Below are 14,314 nucleotides of genomic sequence, written 5' to 3'. Positions count from 1 at the left end.
GCGGTGCGCCGTCCAAGGGATCGCAGCGCCCGGACCCGTCGGCTTGTGGAGCGGGGGTGCCGTGCGTCACCATATAGTTGGACGTCCTACTAGGTGTCCACATGACGGACAGGCGCGGGAGAGGTTCATGACGGTCGCACGTACTCTGCACACCCCCGAGGCGGAGCAGCTCCTGGAACTGACCCGGGAGATCGTGGACAAGGAGCTGACCCCGCGAGCCGCCGGGGACGAGGAGGGCGGCCTGTTCCCGCGCGAGGTCTTCCGCGTGCTCGGCGGCGCCGGACTGCTCGGCCTGCCCTACCCCGGCCGCCACGGCGGCGGGGACCAGCCCTACGAGGTCTACCTCCAGGTGGTGGAGGAGCTGGCCCGGGGCTGGCTCGCGGTCGGCCTGGGCGTGAGCGTCCACACCCTGTCCTGCTACCCCCTGGCCGCCTTCGGCTCCGACGCGCAGAAGGACGCCCACCTGCCCGGCATGCTCGGCGGCGACCTCCTGGGCGCCTACTGCCTGTCCGAGGCCGCTTCGGGATCGGACGCCTCCGCCCTGGCCACCCGGGCCGAGGCCGACGGGGAGGGTTACCGCGTCAACGGCGCCAAGGCCTGGATCACCCACGGCGGCCGGGCCGACTACTACACGCTCTTCGCCCGCACCGGGGCCCCCGACTCCGGCGCCCGCGGCATCAGCTGCTTCCACGTCCCCGCCGACACCCCCGGCCTGGGGTCGGCGGCCCCCGAGCGCAAGATGGGCATGAACTCATCGACCACCGCCGGGGTCCTCCTCGACGACGTCCGGCTCGGGGCCGACGCCCTGGTGGGCGAGCGGGACAAGGGCTTCGGCATCGCCCTGTCCGCTCTGGACTCCGGGCGCCTGGGCATCGCCGCCTGCGCGGTCGGCCTCGCCCAGGCCGCCCTCGACGCCGCCGTGGACTACTCCCGCGAACGCCGCCAGTTCGGCACCGCCATCGGCGACTTCCAGGGCGTGGGCTTCATACTCGCCGACATGGCCACCCAGGTCGCCGCCTCCCGCGAGCTCTACCTGTCGGCCGCCCGCCTGCGCGACGCCGGCCTCCCCTTCGGCAAGCAGGCCGCGATGGCCAAGCTCCTGGCCACCGACACCGCCATGAGGGTCACCACCGACGCCGTGCAGGTCTTCGGCGGCTACGGCTACACCCGCGACTTCCCCGTCGAGCGCTACATGCGCGAGGCCAAGGTGCTCCAGATCGTGGAGGGCACCAACCAGGTGCAGCGCATGGTCATCAGCCGCCACCTGGCCCGCGAGGGCGCCTGAGGGGTCCGGGGGCGGCGCGCCCGCGGCCCCGGGGCTCAGCCGCCGCCCGGCCGGGAGCGCAGCAGCCGGACGGTCTCCTCGTGGGTGCGCGGCTCCAGCTCCAGCGGCCGGTCGGTCAGCGCCGCCAGCGCGGAGCGGTACTCCTCCCCGTCCCGGTCCGGGGCCGCACCGACCTCCAGGTCCGCCAGCGCGACCGCCCCCGGCGCCCCGCCGCCCTCCCAGGACAGCAGTTCCGGGGCGGCGTCCGCCGGACTCAGCAGCACCCGCCGCATCCCGCCGGACAGGCCCAGGCCGGTCGCCTTCAGCAGCGCCTCCTTGCGGGCCCAGTAGCGGAAGAAGGCGCTGACCCGGTCGGCGGGGGAGAGGCGCTCCCAGGCCTGCTGCTCGGGCCCGCCCAGCGTGTAGCCCGCCAGCCCCTCCAGGTCGCGGCCAGGGGACACGCGTTCCACGTCCACGCCCACGGGCACCTCGCGGGCCAGGGCCAGCACCACCCACTCGCCCGAGTGGCTGACGGAGACCTCCCACCCCTCGGCGGGACCGGAGGGGTGCGGCTTGCCGTGCGGGCCCTGCGCTGAGTCCCCGCCCCGGCTCGCGCCCGTCCGCTCCTTCTCCTCACAGGAACGGCAGCGCAAAGCGAAGGTCACCTTCTCGGGCGGGCAGTCGGCCCGCTCTGCCAGCAGCAGCCGGGACACCGCCCGGCCCAGCAGGTGCCGGTCACGGTCGGCCTGGAGCCGGAAGCGGGCGTTGCGTGACCGTTCCTCCTCGTCCAACAGGCGCAGCAGGCGGTCGTCGGCGGCTGAGGTGCGTACCCACCACACCTCGGTGGACAGGGGTGCCGGATCGAGCTTCATGCCCCCCATTGTGTCCCGATCTCCACCTCGTTCGGTGGTGTGAGGTCAACCCAAACCGGGAATTCGGTTATTGGCAGGTCAGCCCGTCCCCTGGGAGGCCCAGATGTCTGTCGTGGTACTGCTCGGCGCGGGAGCGCTCGTCGGTCTGGTGGCGCTCACGGCGATCGTCGTCGTCACCCTCCTGAGAGAGGGGGCCCAGACCACCGGGGAGGAGGCCGCCGCGGAGGCCGGGGAGCCCGAGACCGCGGCCGGAAGGGTCCCGAAACAGTCGGCCCCCGAGGACGCCGCCCGGAGCGGGCGCGTCCCCACCGCCGACGGGTCCGTAGTCTAGGGAGTCGCGCGGGACCGTGGCCCGTGCCCGACCAGAGCACGGAAGTGGGTCCATGGCCGAGGAGAACCGTCCGGCGTTCGCCGCCGAGCGCCGCGAGCGCATTCTCGAACTCGTGCGCGCCAACGGCACCATGTCCCTGCGCGACATCGCCGTCAGGGTCCGCGCCTCGGAGGTCACCATCCGCCGCGACGTGCGCGCGCTGGAGACCGAGGGGCTGGTCGACCGCCGCCGGGGCGGGGTCGCCCTGCCCGGCAGGATCGGCCACGAGCAGAGCTACTCCGGCAAGAGCGGCCAGTGCGCCGCCGAGAAGGCCGCCATCGCCGCCGCGGCCGCCCGCCTGGTGCGCCCCGGCGACGCCGTCACCATCGGCCCCGGCAGCACCGCCGAGGCCTTCGCCCGCGCGCTCCTGACCCGCACCGACCTGACCGTGGTCACCAACTCCCTGCGCGTCGCCGACGTCCTGGCCGGGGCCGCCGGAGTGGAGGTGGTCGTGACCGGGGGCACCCTGCACGGCCCCATCCGGGCCCTGGTCGGGGCCGCGGCGGAGGAGAGCCTGGCCGGACTGCGGGTCAACCGCGCCTTCCTCTCCGGCAACGGGGTCAGCGCCGACCGCGGCCTGAGCACCCCCAACCCGGCCGTGGCCAGCGTGGACCGCGCCCTGGCCGCCTGCGCCGAGGAGACCATCGTCCTGGCCGACCACACCAAGATCGGCGCCGACACCATGGTGCCCACCGTCGCCCCCGAGGAGATCGCCCACCTGGTCACCGACAGCAGCGCCGACCCCGAGGTGCTGATGACCCTGGAGGAGACGGGCGCCCTCGTCCACGTCGCGGTGGTCGCCCAGGAGCGGGGGCAGTGAGGGGAGGAGAAACGGACTTCTCCTCTGCGAACGGGGGAAGGGACCGCGTACCCTACCGTTCACACGCGTATCCCGCGTACGCTCCGCCCGTCCCGCACCACCCGTCCGATCCGCAGGAGCCGCCGCGCATGTCCTCCCAGCCGCCTCCCCAGCAGCCGCCCTCCCCGCCCGTGCGCGTCACCCCCGAACCTGTCGCGCTCCCGGCGCCGTGGGCCGACTCCCGGGTGACGGTGGTCGTGCCCACCTACAACGAGGCCGACAACCTCCCCGTGCTGGTGGGCCAGCTCATGGCCCTGGACCTGCCGCGGCTGCGGGTGGTGGTCGTGGACGACGGCTCCCCCGACGGCACCGGTGAGGTCGCCGACAAGCTCGCGGTCGAGTTCGCCGGGCGCGTCGGCGTCGTCCACCGCACCGCCAAGGACGGTCTGGGCCGCGCCTACGTCGCGGGCATGACCCGCGCCCTGGAGGAGGGCGCCGACCACGTCGTGCAGATGGACGCCGACCTCAGCCACCCCGTGGGCTACGTGCCCCAGCTGCTCGGCACCCTGCACGCCACCAACGCGGGCGTGGTGATCGGCAGCCGCTACGTCCCCGGCGGCAGCCTGTCCGAGCGGTGGAACCTCAGCCGCCGCCTGCTGAGCGGCTGGGCCAACGCCTACGTCAAGACCGTGCTGTCCATCCCCGTCCGCGACGTCACCGCGGGCTTCAAGATCTGGCGGGCCTCGGCCCTGCGCGTCCTGGACCTGCCCGGCATCGAGAGCACGGGCTACGCCTTCCAGGTGGAGATGCACTACCGGGCCTACCGGCGCGGACAGAAGATGGTGGAGATCCCCATCCACTTCGAGGACCGCGTCGTGGGCCAGAGCAAGCTCGACGCCTCCGTCGCACTGGAGGCCGCCCTGCGCCCGCTGCTGCTGCGCCGTGCCGAGCGCGCCCGCCGCCGGTAGCGGGGCGTTCGGCGGGGCCGCCCCCGGCCCGCCCGGCCCTCCCGTGCGCCCGCCGGTGACATAGGTGCGCCGGTTTGGGGCACGGGACTAACGAGGGAAAGGGGGCGAACATGACTGAAGAGCCCTATGACGTGGACACCGACATGGGGGACGACCCCGAGCTGAGCAAGGCCGTCGCCCGGGAGCGTCGGATCGAGGCCGACTACGACATCCAGGAGTACGACTTCGAGGACCCCGACATGCCGGGGACCGACAGTTCGGCCGAGCCGCGGGGGATCGACGAGGCGGTGCGCTCCGAGCGCAGCGACCTCTACCCGCGCGAGAGCTGGGGAGGGGAGACCCGCAGCGCCGAGCAGGAGGCCATGCACGAGGAGAGCGACGACGTCACGCCCGACGTCGACGAGGGCGCGGCCGTGCGCAGCGAGCACCCCGACAGGCCCTACGAGCATCCGGCGGACACGCCCCACGGCGCCCGGGACGACGAGCGCGACCGGACCACCGGCACGGCGGACTACGTTCCGGACGCCGAGGACCCCAGGGACACCGGCGCCCCGGACACCTGAGGACCGCTCCGTCTGAGGCGTACTGCCTGGGGCGCGGCGCTCGGGACACGGCCTCGGGTGCATTCCGCGCGGGGCGCCGCCTCCGTCGGGGAACTCCGCTTCGACCAGGGGAGAACGCCGAAAGCGCGGGCCCCCTTCCGTCTTCGGATGGAAGGGGGCCCGCGCGTTTTCCGCTGTGACCGCGCGTGCGCCCGCGGGGCCGTGGCGGCCTACTCGCTGGCCAGCGCCCCCGTGATGGAGGTGGCCGCCGCCCGTCGGGCTGGCAGCACCGAGGCCAGCAGCCCGGCCAGGACGGCGATCACGATGAACACCGCGATCTGGCCGAAGGGCACCGAGAAGACCATGTCCGGCAGGACCGAGGCCCCGGCCGCCCAGCCGAACACCACGCCCAGCGCGATGCCGATACCGGCGCCGATCAGGCACAGCAGCACGGCCTCCACGCTCAGCATCCGGCGCAGCTGGCCCCGGGCCAGCCCCAGCGCCCGCAGCAGCGCGGACTCGCGGGTGCGCTCCAGCACCGACAGCGCCATGGTGTTGGAGATGCCGAACACCGCGATGACGATCGCCAGGCCGAGCATCGCCGCGATGGTGTAGAAGGCGATGTCCAGGACGCCGGAGAACTGGTTCTTCATCTCGGCCGCCGACCCGACCTGCATGGTGGGGTGGTCCTCGACCGCGGCGTTGACCGCGTCGCGCACCTCGGCGGCGTCGGCTCCCTCGGCGGCGCTGACGAACAGCATCTCGTCCTCGTCCACCGAGGGGAAGGCCGTAGCGAAGTCCTCCGGGTGCAGGGTCACGCCCGACAGGGTCTGCATGTCCTCCACGACCGCGACGATCTCCACGGACAGGTCCTGGCCGTCCTCAGCCGGGAGCGTGAGGGTGTCGCCCACCCCGGCGCCCTCGGCGTTGCGCTCCGCCACCGTGGCCCTGCCAGGGCCCATGTCGGCCAGGTCGCCCTCGACGGTGTCGCTGGTGAGGTCGACGCCGATCTCGGCACCCGGGTAGGTGTAGACGCTGACGCCCTGGTCCTCGTACGCCTCGACGTAGGTGCTGCGCTGGCCGAAGACCTCGCCCAGGGCGGGCTGGCCCTCCAACGCCACCCGGACCTCGTCCGGGATGGTGGGGAACTGCGGTCCCTGGGCGGTTCCGGTCTCCGCTCCGGAGCCCTCGCTGGTGCTCGCGCCCTCGGTCGGCTCCACGGGTTCGGCGGGCCCCTCGGCGCCGTCGGCGGGCCCCTCGACGGGCGCGTCCTCCTCGCCTCCGGACTGCTCGGTCCCCTCCGGAGCCCCGGCCGTGTCGGCGCCGGTGCCCGGCTCCTGCAGGGAGAACTGCGGGGTGATCTGGTAGTCCACCGGGAACTGCTCCTCCAACTGCCGAGTCATGGTGGTCTCGACGGAGGCGCTGATCACCGAGTAGCCGGTGATGAGGGTGGCGCCCACGGTCAGGGCGATCATCGCGGTGGCCGCGCGGCGCGGGCTGCGGGTGGAGTTGTCCACCGCCAGCATGCTCGGCACGCCCACCTTCCGCAGGGGGATGCCGACCACGCGCACGATGCCGCGCACCAGCAGCGGCCCCAGCACGACCACGCCCACGAACGCGATGAGGGCGGCGGCGGTGACGACGACCAGGCCCATCGTGCTCAGGTCCGCTACCTGGGTCAGGACCACCAGGGCGGCCGCGATCGTGAAGGCCAGCAGACCGACGACGACGCGGACCCAGCCGGTGCCCTTCTCCAGACCGGCGGCGGTGGCGCTGGTGCGCAGGGCGGCCAGCGGCGCCACCCGGGTGGCGCGCGTGGCCGGGACCAGGGCGGAGAACACGGTCACCACGGTGCCCACGGCCAGGCCGACCAGGACCGCCGTCGGAGTGACGACCACAGGCACCGCCTCCCCCGTGCCCAGGAGCGGGCCGCCGTAGGTCGCGCCGGCCATGCCGACACCCACACCGGCCAGCACGCCCAGGGCGGAGGAGACCAGGCCCACGACCGCCGACTCGGCCAGCACCGACCGGAAGACCTGGCCGCGCTTGGCGCCCACGCACCGAAGCAGGGCCAGCTCGCGCTGGCGCTGGGCGATGAGGATGGCGAAGGTGTTGTAGATGACGATCCCGGCGACGAACATCGCGACGAAGGCGAACAGCAGCAGTGCGGTGCGGATCAGCTCCGTCTGGCCGCCCGAGGCCTCGGCTATCTCCAGGCCGACCTCCTCACCGGTGCGCACGTCGGCCGTCGTCCCGAGTTCGGCGGCGACGGCGTCGGTCACCTCCTGCGGGGTGTGGCCCTCGGCCGCGAGCACGTCGATCTCGGCGTAGCCCGTCACGCCGGTCATCTCCCGGGCCGTGTCCGGGGCGAAGACGACGGCGCCCGCGGCGCTGTAGGTCCGGTCCACACCGAAGTCGACCAGCCCGGTGACGGTGAAGTCGCGCTTCTCCCCTTCGGGGTCGAGCACGGTCACCGTGTCGCCGATCGTGAAACCGAGCTGCTCCGAGGTGGAGGTGGCCAGGGCGATCTCGTCCCCGTTCGCGGGGAGCGAGCCCTCGTCGGCGGAGAACCGGCTGATCCCGTTCAGCCCGAGCGCCCTGGGCGGCAGGAAGCCGGTCGCCCGGCCCTCGTCGTCCAGGAGCACGGCCTCGCCCCGCAGGGTTCCGCCCGCTTCGTCGACCTCGGGCAGCGCCCGGACCGCGTCCAGCTGCTCTTCGGTGAAGGGAACCCGCTCCTCGGGCGGTTCCGTGCTCTCGGGGTCGAACTCGGGCTCGACCGGGACGGCGATGGAGTCCACGCTGGTGGCCGAGCCCATGACGGACTTCTCGTAGCTGGCGTTGAGGGTGTCGGCGAAGACCATGGTCCCCGACACGAACATGACCCCCAGCAGGATCGCCAGCACGGTGGTGACGTACCGGGACTTGTGCAGCCGCAGCCCGGCGAGTGTGGTGCGCAGCATGTCCCTCAGGCCTCTTCCAGCTTCAGCAGCCGCGCCGAGACCAGCTCGGCGGTGGGCTCGACGACCTCGTCCACCAGGCGGCCGTCGCGCAGGAAGACCACGCGGTCGGCGTAGGAGGCGGCCACGGGGTCGTGGGTGACCATGACGATGGTCTGGTTCAGGTCGCGGGCCGAGTCGCGCAGGAACTCCAGCACCTCGGTGCCCGAGCGCGAGTCCAGGTTGCCGGTGGGCTCGTCGGCGTAGACGACCTCGGGCGCGTTGAGCAGGGCGCGGGCCACGGCCACGCGCTGCTGCTGGCCGCCGGAGAGCTTGGCGGGCAGGTGGCTGAGCCGGTCGCGCAGGCCCACCACGTCGATGATGTGGTCGAAGCGCTGCTTGTCGACTCCGCGCCGGGCGATCTGCGACGGCAGCAGGATGTTCTGCTCGGCGGTCAGCATCGGCAGCAGGTTGAACGACTGGAAGATGAACCCGATCCGGTCGCGGCGCAGCAGGGTCAGCTCGGCGTCGCGCAGGCCGGTGATCTGGGTGCGGCCCAGGTGCACGGTGCCCGAGGTGGGCACGTCCAGCCCGGCCAGGCAGTGCATCAGGGTGGACTTGCCCGAACCCGAGGGGCCCATGATCGCGGTGAACGCGCCCCGGTGGAACTCCACGTCCACCCCGGCCAGGGCGTGGACCTGGCTGTCGCCGGTGTCGTAGGTCTTGGTGAGGCCCCGGGCGACCACCACCGGCGGTGAGGTGACCGTCGGGTCGGGCTTCACGGTGAACTCGGTCACGGCAGACAGCTCCAGGAATCGGGGATGGTGTGCGGGCCGGGCGGGCTCTCCGTCCCGGCTGCCCACCACGCTAGGTCCGCGCGACCGGCCGGGGCGTCCCCCGCTGGGCCGATTCGCGACTCGGCCAAAGGAACGGTGACGGCCGGGTTCGCGACTCCTTCGTCTGGCCGGCGCACCGACTTTCGTCGGGGGTCGGTGGATCGCCCTCCGTGGCGGGTTCGCCACGCACCCTTGTCCGCCTGGGCTTTCGCGGGCGGACCGACGATCGGACCGCGCGCGACCGGGCGCGGCGCGCGCACGGTCCGACCAAGGGCGCCGCCGTAGACTCCGCAGCATGAGGAGCTGGTTGAGCGATCGGGGCAGGGCCGCCAACGCCCTGCTGAACAAGAACCGGGAGTGGTGGTGGGCCCGCCGCCTGACCATCGCCGACTGGCTCTACGCCGTGCTGCCCCTGCCGTTGAGCGGGTTCTTCCAGTTGGCGGGCAGCGTGCAGCACGGCATGTTCGGCGGGCTCATCGCCGCCGTTCCCGCGGTCCTGGCCTCCTGGAACCTCGGGGGCGCCCTGGCCGTCGGGATGATCCTCTACGTGGTCCCGGTCCTGTTCGCCGGGGCGACGGTGCTCCTGCGGCGGAGTTTCCCGCAGTGGATGCTCGTGACCGCGGCCGTGCTGCTGCTGTGCTTCGCCAACTTCGTCCCGGCCGCGATCGCCATGTACTCGTACTCGGTCTACCACGCCAACCGGCGCCTGCTGGTGGGCTGGTTCGCCGTGTACAGCCTGGCCATGATCGTCGCCTACGACGCCAACCCCCTCGGACAGATCTTCCTCATCGGCATGCTGCTGGTCGTACCGATGGTCTTCGGCCTGTGGGTGGGCACCCGCCGCCAGCTCATCGACCGCCTCCACGAGCGCGCCGAACGCCTCGAACGCGAACAGCACATGATGGCCGAGCAGGCCATCACCGCCGAGCGCACCCGCATCGCCCGGGAGATGCACGACGTGGTCGCCCACCGGGTCAGCCTCATGGTGCTGCACGCGGGCGGGCTGGAGGTCTCCGCCGAGGACCCGCGCACCGTCGAGGCCGCCGGGCTCATCCGCACCACCGGACGCGAGGCCCTCACCGAACTGCGCGGCATCCTCGGGGTGCTGCGCGACGACACCGCCGCCGCGCCCACCGCGCCCCAACCGGTCCTGTCCGATCTGGACCGCCTGGTCGAGGAGTGGCGCGCCGCCGGGATGCCGATCGACCGCGAGGAGACCGGCCGGGCACGCCCGCTGCCGACGGGCGTCCAGCGCACCGCCTACCGGATCGTCCAGGAGGGGCTGACCAACGCCGCCAAGCACGCGCCCGGCGCCGCCGTCACCCTGCTCCTTCACTACGCCGACCGCCAGCTGGAGGTGGAGGTGGCCAACGCGCCCGGGAGGGGCCCGGCCGCGCCCATGCCCCGCAGCGGTTTCGGCCTGACCGGGCTGCACGAGCGCGTCGTGCTCTCCGGCGGAAGCCTCAGCGCGGGGGCGTGCCCCGACGGCGGGTGGCGTCTGCGCGCTATCGTGCGAACCGACGATCCATCCGGTACGGAGGAAGAGGAAGAGGTTTCCGAAGGTGATCCGCACGCTCCTGGTCGATGACGAACTCCTGGTCAGATCCGGCCTGCGGATGATCCTGGACTCCGCCCCCGACATCGAGGTGGTGGGCGAGGGCGGCGACGGCGCCGAGGCCGTGCGCCTGGCCGAGGAACTCGTCCCCGACGTGGTGCTGCTCGACATCCGCATGCCGGGCACCGACGGGATCACCGCCGCCGCCCGCCTGACCGCTCTGCCCCGGCCGCCCCGCGTGGTCCTGCTGACCACCTTCGACCTCGACGAGTACGTGCACAGCGCCCTGCGGGCCGGTGCGGTGGGCTTCCTGCTCAAGGACACCCCGCCGCGCGACCTCATCGGCGCGGTGCGCACCGTCCACGAGGGCAACGCGATGCTCGCGCCCAGCGTCACCAAGCGCATGCTCGAACGCTTCGCCGCGCCCGCCCCCGCCGACTCCGCGGCGGGCCGCGCCGAGGCGGTGCGCCGCCTGTCGGTGCTCAGCGAGCGCGAGCGGTCGGTGCTCCTCGCGGTGGCCCGGGGCCGGTCCAACGCCGAGGCGGGCCGCGACCTGGGCATGCGCGAGGCCACGGTCAAGGCCCACGTCAGCCGCATCCTGGCCAAGCTGGACATGTCCAACCGCGTGCAGGCCGCCATCCTGGCCCACGACGCGGGCTGGGCCTGAGGCCCGGACCGGTGTGGCCGGCGGGCCGGTATCCGGGACGGGGCGGGAAACCTCGGCCGTGCACCCGTGGAGCGCAGGCTGGCGGTGCGCCAGAGGGGGCTGAGCCCTCAGCGAAGCCCAGCCACTCCACTGGTAGAACGCACGCCGCCGCTGTCAGCTCTACGGGCGCGTGGTGACGGACGCTGGTTCGCTCTTCGCCAACCCTGTTGGGGCTGGACGTCTGCCCGGGCTCTACGGGTGCGTGGTTGCTGACGCAGCGACGCTCTACAACTTGCGGACCCCCTACGACGCGCGGTCACGCGCGGGGCTTGGTGGTTGCTGTTGGTCTGGACCTTGTACCCCCGTTTCCGGATGGCTGAGGGGTCACTCCCGTGGGGCGTTCCTCCCGGCGTTCTCCCGGACCCCTCAGCGACGCCCACCAGACCCCTGAAGCGGCCGGAGTGAAGGGATCTCCTTCGCCAAGTTCGCTAGGCGAACTTGCCCTCAGTCGGTCCCCGCCCCCAGCACTGGACCTTGAAGCCGGTGCCCACCACGACCGCCCACCCCCCTTCGGCTGGTGGGGAACTCGCACGCTCTACGGGTGCCTGGCTGAGGCCGCCTGGAAACGGGCCACCACGACCGGCGTGGCGGTGACACACCTCACCACCGGCCGCCGTGCTCGGGGCGTCCCCCAGCGTGTCCGGAATCCCCGCACATGGGCGGATCGGTGCCCCTGTCCGCCTCGGTTGCGTCTACCGCCGGGTAGCTCGGTACGCTGCAATGCGATCCCACCCCCCGCAACACCACGTCGTGGCTGATCACAGCAGCCGCAGGAGAAGAGGAGCCCCTATGTCGCGCTCGGTACTGGTCACCGGCGGCAGCCGCGGAATCGGCCTGGCCATCGCCCGTGAGCTGGCCGCGGGCGGAGACGACGTCGCGGTGACCTACCGCTCCGGCGAGCCCCCGGAGGGCCTGCTGGGTGTCCGCTGCGACATCACCGACTCCGCCCAGGTCGACGCCGCCTTCAAGGAGGTCGAGGAGGCGCAGGGTCCCGTCGAGGTGCTCGTGGCCAACGCCGGCATCACCAAGGACCAGCTGCTGGCACTGATGAGCGAGGACGAGTTCTCCTCCGTGCTGGACACCAACCTCACCGGCGCCTACCGCGTGGCCAAGCGCGCCGTGCGCGGCATGATGCGCAAGCGCTCGGGCCGCATCGTCCTCATCTCCTCCGTCGTGGGCCTCCTCGGCTCCGGCGGCCAGGCCAACTACGCCGCCTCCAAGGCCGGGCTCGTCGGCTTCGGCCGCTCCCTGGCCCGCGAGCTGGGTTCGCGCAACATCACGGTCAACGTCGTCGCCCCCGGCTTCATCGAGACCGACATGACCGCGGCCCTGTCCGAGGAGCGCCAGGCCGAGATCAAGAAGAACGTCCCGCTGGGCCGTCTCGGCTCCTCCGCGGACATCGCCAGGACGGTGGGCTTCCTCGCCGGGCCCGGCGGCGCCTACATCTCCGGCGCCGTGATCCCCGTCGACGGCGGCCTGGGCATGGGCCACTGACCGGGTTCGCCCCCCCTTTTTTTCCCTCCAGCCACCGGAAGGGCTCCCCTTCCGCAACGGACCACAGACAGGACGGACGACCCGAACATGGGAATCCTCGAAGGCAAGCGCATCCTCGTCACCGGGGTGCTCACCGACTCCTCCATCGGCTTCCACGTGGCCCGCCTGGCCCAGGAGCAGGGCGCCACGGTCGTGCTCACCGGCTACGGCCGCCTGAGCCTGGTGGAGCGCATCGCCAAGCGCCTGCCCGAGACGCCCCCGATCCTGGAGCTGGACGTCACCGACGACGAGCAGCTCTCCACCCTGGCCGCCCGCGTCGGCGAGCACGTGGACGGCCTCGACGGCGTCGTGCACTCCATCGGCTTCACCCCGCAGGACGCCCTGGGCGGCAACTTCCTCAACACCGAGTGGTCGGACGTGGCCACGGCCATGCACACCTCGACCTTCTCCCTGAAGTCGCTGACCACCTCGCTGCTGCCGCTGATGAAGGACGGCGGCTCGGTCGTGGCCCTGGACTTCGACAACAGCGTCTCCTACCCCATCTACGACTGGATGGGCGTGGCCAAGTCCGCGCTGACCTCCACCGCCCGCTACCTGGCCCGCTACGTCGGCGGCCAGAACATCCGGGTCAACCTGGTCTCCGCCGGGCCGCTGAGCACCATGGCCGCCCGCAGCATCCCCGGGTTCTCCGAGCTGGCCAAGCACTGGCCCGAGCGCGCCCCGCTGGGCTGGGACGTCACCAACCCCGAGCCCGCGGCCAAGGCGGTCGTGGCGCTGCTGTCGGACTGGTTCCCCGCCACCACCGGCGAGATCGTCCACGTCGACGGCGGCTTCCACTCCACCGGGGCCTGACCGCCCCCAACGCACCGGCCCCTCCGGAACCGGTGCCCCGGCACACGCGTGCGATAGGTTGACGCGGGCGGGCCACCCCACAGGGGCGGCCCGCCCGTCTGCCGTCGCGGGGCGGTTGCGGCGGCTGCCCGCCGTGTGCCCGAAGCGGCGCGTGCGCCCCCGGCAGGCGGCCGTGCGAGCCGAGAGCGAAGGGGACGGGGCAATGGATCTGGGACTGAAGGGGGCGCGGGTCGCCGTGACCGGCGCCAGCAGGGGGATCGGCCGGGCCATCGCCCAGCTGTTCGCCGCCGAGGGCGCCGACCTCGCGATCTGCGCGCGCACCCCCGAACCGCTGTCCGAGGCGGCACGGGAGCTGGAACAGACCGGCGCCCGCGTGTTCTCTCGCGCCCTGGACGTCACCGACCACGACGCGCTGCCCTCCTTCGTCGACGACGCAGCGGCCGAGCTCGGCGGCCTGGACGTGCTGGTGTCCAACGTCTCCGGCGGCAGCGCGCCCACCCCCGACCAGTGGGAGCGCGGCTTCGCGGCCGACCTGATGCCCTTCGTGCGCCTGACCGAGGCGGCCAAACCCCACCTGCTGGCCTCCGAGCGCGGCGGCTCGGTGGTGATGATCTCCAGCACCTCGGCGCTGCACACCACCGTGCCCGCCGGACCGCGCTCCTACGGCGCGGTCAAGGCCGCGCTCAACCACCACGCGTCCTCGCTGGCCCGCGCCTGGGCCGGGGAGGGGGTGCGGGTCAACACCGTCTCGCCCGGACCGATCGAGTTCCCGGGCGGGGGCTGGGAGCGCCGTCGCGAGAGCGACCCGGGGTTCTACGAGTCGATCCGCGAGCGCATCCCCTACGGCCGCCTCGGCCACCCCGAGGAGGTCGCCCGCGCGGTGGCCTTCCTGGCCAGCCCGGCCGCGGCCTACGTCACCGGACAGAACCTGATGGTGGACGGCGGTTTCCTCGACCGGATCTGAGCGCGCCCCGCCGCGGCCGGGCCCACCGCACCGCGGCTGCACACTCCGGTTCCCCGTTTTCTTTGCTTTTTGTCGGACCGGAATTAATGCCCTTGGCGTGACCAGCCCCTGAGGACCACGACTTCATGTCGTGGTCCTTTTCGTATTGACGGTGGC

General features: G+C 72.9%; 13 protein-coding genes. 10 read left to right on the top strand and 3 right to left on the bottom strand.

Annotated features, from left to right (window positions below):
- Positions 1-127: 127 nt before the first annotated feature.
- On the top strand, positions 128-1,285 hold the full coding sequence (locus AC0VX6_RS18005; protein ID WP_475465349.1) for an acyl-CoA dehydrogenase family protein: 1,158 nt from the start codon (positions 128-130) through the stop codon (positions 1,283-1,285).
- Positions 1,286-1,320: 35 nt separating this feature from the next.
- Here the strand turns inward: AC0VX6_RS18005 and AC0VX6_RS18000 are convergent, their stop codons facing one another.
- The gene (locus AC0VX6_RS18000; RefSeq protein ID WP_475465348.1) at positions 1,321-2,145 is read right to left on the bottom strand and encodes a 4'-phosphopantetheinyl transferase family protein; all 825 of its coding nucleotides are present in this window, start codon (positions 2,143-2,145) and stop codon (positions 1,321-1,323) included.
- A 94-nt stretch (positions 2,146-2,239) separates the two neighbouring features.
- Here AC0VX6_RS18000 and AC0VX6_RS17995 point away from each other — a divergent pair, with 94 nt between their 5' ends.
- The 4 genes from AC0VX6_RS17995 to AC0VX6_RS17980 all read left to right on the top strand — a co-directional run bounded on the left by AC0VX6_RS17995 (position 2,240) and on the right by AC0VX6_RS17980 (position 4,836).
- Positions 2,240-2,467: a hypothetical protein gene (locus AC0VX6_RS17995; protein ID WP_274973849.1), complete on the top strand. Its 228-nt coding sequence runs from the start codon at positions 2,240-2,242 to the stop codon at positions 2,465-2,467.
- A gap of 52 nt (positions 2,468-2,519) precedes the next feature.
- On the top strand, positions 2,520-3,326 hold the full coding sequence (locus AC0VX6_RS17990; RefSeq protein WP_274973848.1) for a DeoR/GlpR family DNA-binding transcription regulator: 807 nt from the start codon (positions 2,520-2,522) through the stop codon (positions 3,324-3,326).
- A gap of 128 nt (positions 3,327-3,454) precedes the next feature.
- A complete protein-coding gene (locus AC0VX6_RS17985) occupies positions 3,455-4,273 on the top strand; it encodes a polyprenol monophosphomannose synthase (protein ID WP_475465347.1) in 819 nt (272 codons plus the stop codon).
- Between the two features lie 131 nt (positions 4,274-4,404).
- Positions 4,405-4,836, top strand: a complete 432-nt coding sequence (locus AC0VX6_RS17980; protein WP_368045842.1) for a hypothetical protein — start codon at positions 4,405-4,407, stop codon at positions 4,834-4,836.
- 209 nt (positions 4,837-5,045) lie between these two features.
- On the opposite strand, the gene AC0VX6_RS17975 is transcribed toward AC0VX6_RS17980, so the two are convergent.
- Both AC0VX6_RS17975 and AC0VX6_RS17970 read right to left on the bottom strand, forming a co-directional pair.
- On the bottom strand, positions 5,046-7,775 hold the full coding sequence (locus AC0VX6_RS17975; protein ID WP_475465345.1) for an ABC transporter permease: 2,730 nt from the start codon (positions 7,773-7,775) through the stop codon (positions 5,046-5,048).
- A gap of 5 nt (positions 7,776-7,780) precedes the next feature.
- Entirely contained in the window at positions 7,781-8,548 is a 768-nt protein-coding gene (locus AC0VX6_RS17970; RefSeq protein WP_475465343.1) for an ABC transporter ATP-binding protein, read from the bottom strand.
- 334 nt (positions 8,549-8,882) lie between these two features.
- Here AC0VX6_RS17970 and AC0VX6_RS17965 point away from each other — a divergent pair, with 334 nt between their 5' ends.
- The 5 genes from AC0VX6_RS17965 to AC0VX6_RS17945 all read left to right on the top strand — a co-directional run bounded on the left by AC0VX6_RS17965 (position 8,883) and on the right by AC0VX6_RS17945 (position 14,158).
- Positions 8,883-10,175 carry a sensor histidine kinase gene (locus AC0VX6_RS17965; protein ID WP_475465342.1) on the top strand — a complete coding sequence of 431 codons (1,293 nt, stop codon included), beginning with the start codon at positions 8,883-8,885 and terminating at the stop codon, positions 10,173-10,175.
- Positions 10,150-10,809 carry a response regulator gene (locus AC0VX6_RS17960; RefSeq protein ID WP_212643781.1) on the top strand — a complete coding sequence of 220 codons (660 nt, stop codon included), beginning with the start codon at positions 10,150-10,152 and terminating at the stop codon, positions 10,807-10,809. The genes AC0VX6_RS17965 and AC0VX6_RS17960 overlap by 26 nt, the downstream gene beginning before the upstream one ends.
- An 828-nt stretch (positions 10,810-11,637) precedes the next feature.
- Positions 11,638-12,342 (top strand): 3-oxoacyl-ACP reductase FabG, encoded by a 705-nt coding sequence (gene fabG, locus AC0VX6_RS17955; protein WP_475465341.1) that lies wholly within the window; start codon positions 11,638-11,640, stop codon positions 12,340-12,342.
- An 87-nt stretch (positions 12,343-12,429) separates the two neighbouring features.
- Entirely contained in the window at positions 12,430-13,194 is a 765-nt protein-coding gene (fabI, locus tag AC0VX6_RS17950) for an enoyl-ACP reductase FabI (protein ID WP_274973840.1), read from the top strand.
- A gap of 202 nt (positions 13,195-13,396) precedes the next feature.
- The gene (locus tag AC0VX6_RS17945) at positions 13,397-14,158 is read left to right on the top strand and encodes an SDR family NAD(P)-dependent oxidoreductase (protein ID WP_475465340.1); all 762 of its coding nucleotides are present in this window, start codon (positions 13,397-13,399) and stop codon (positions 14,156-14,158) included.
- Positions 14,159-14,314: the final 156 nt, after the last annotated feature.

The sequence above is a fragment of the Nocardiopsis sp. iso_25 genome (assembly GCF_056173305.1).
The sequence above is the reverse complement of the archived record's forward strand: the minus strand, read 5'-3'. Positions and strand labels throughout refer to the sequence as shown.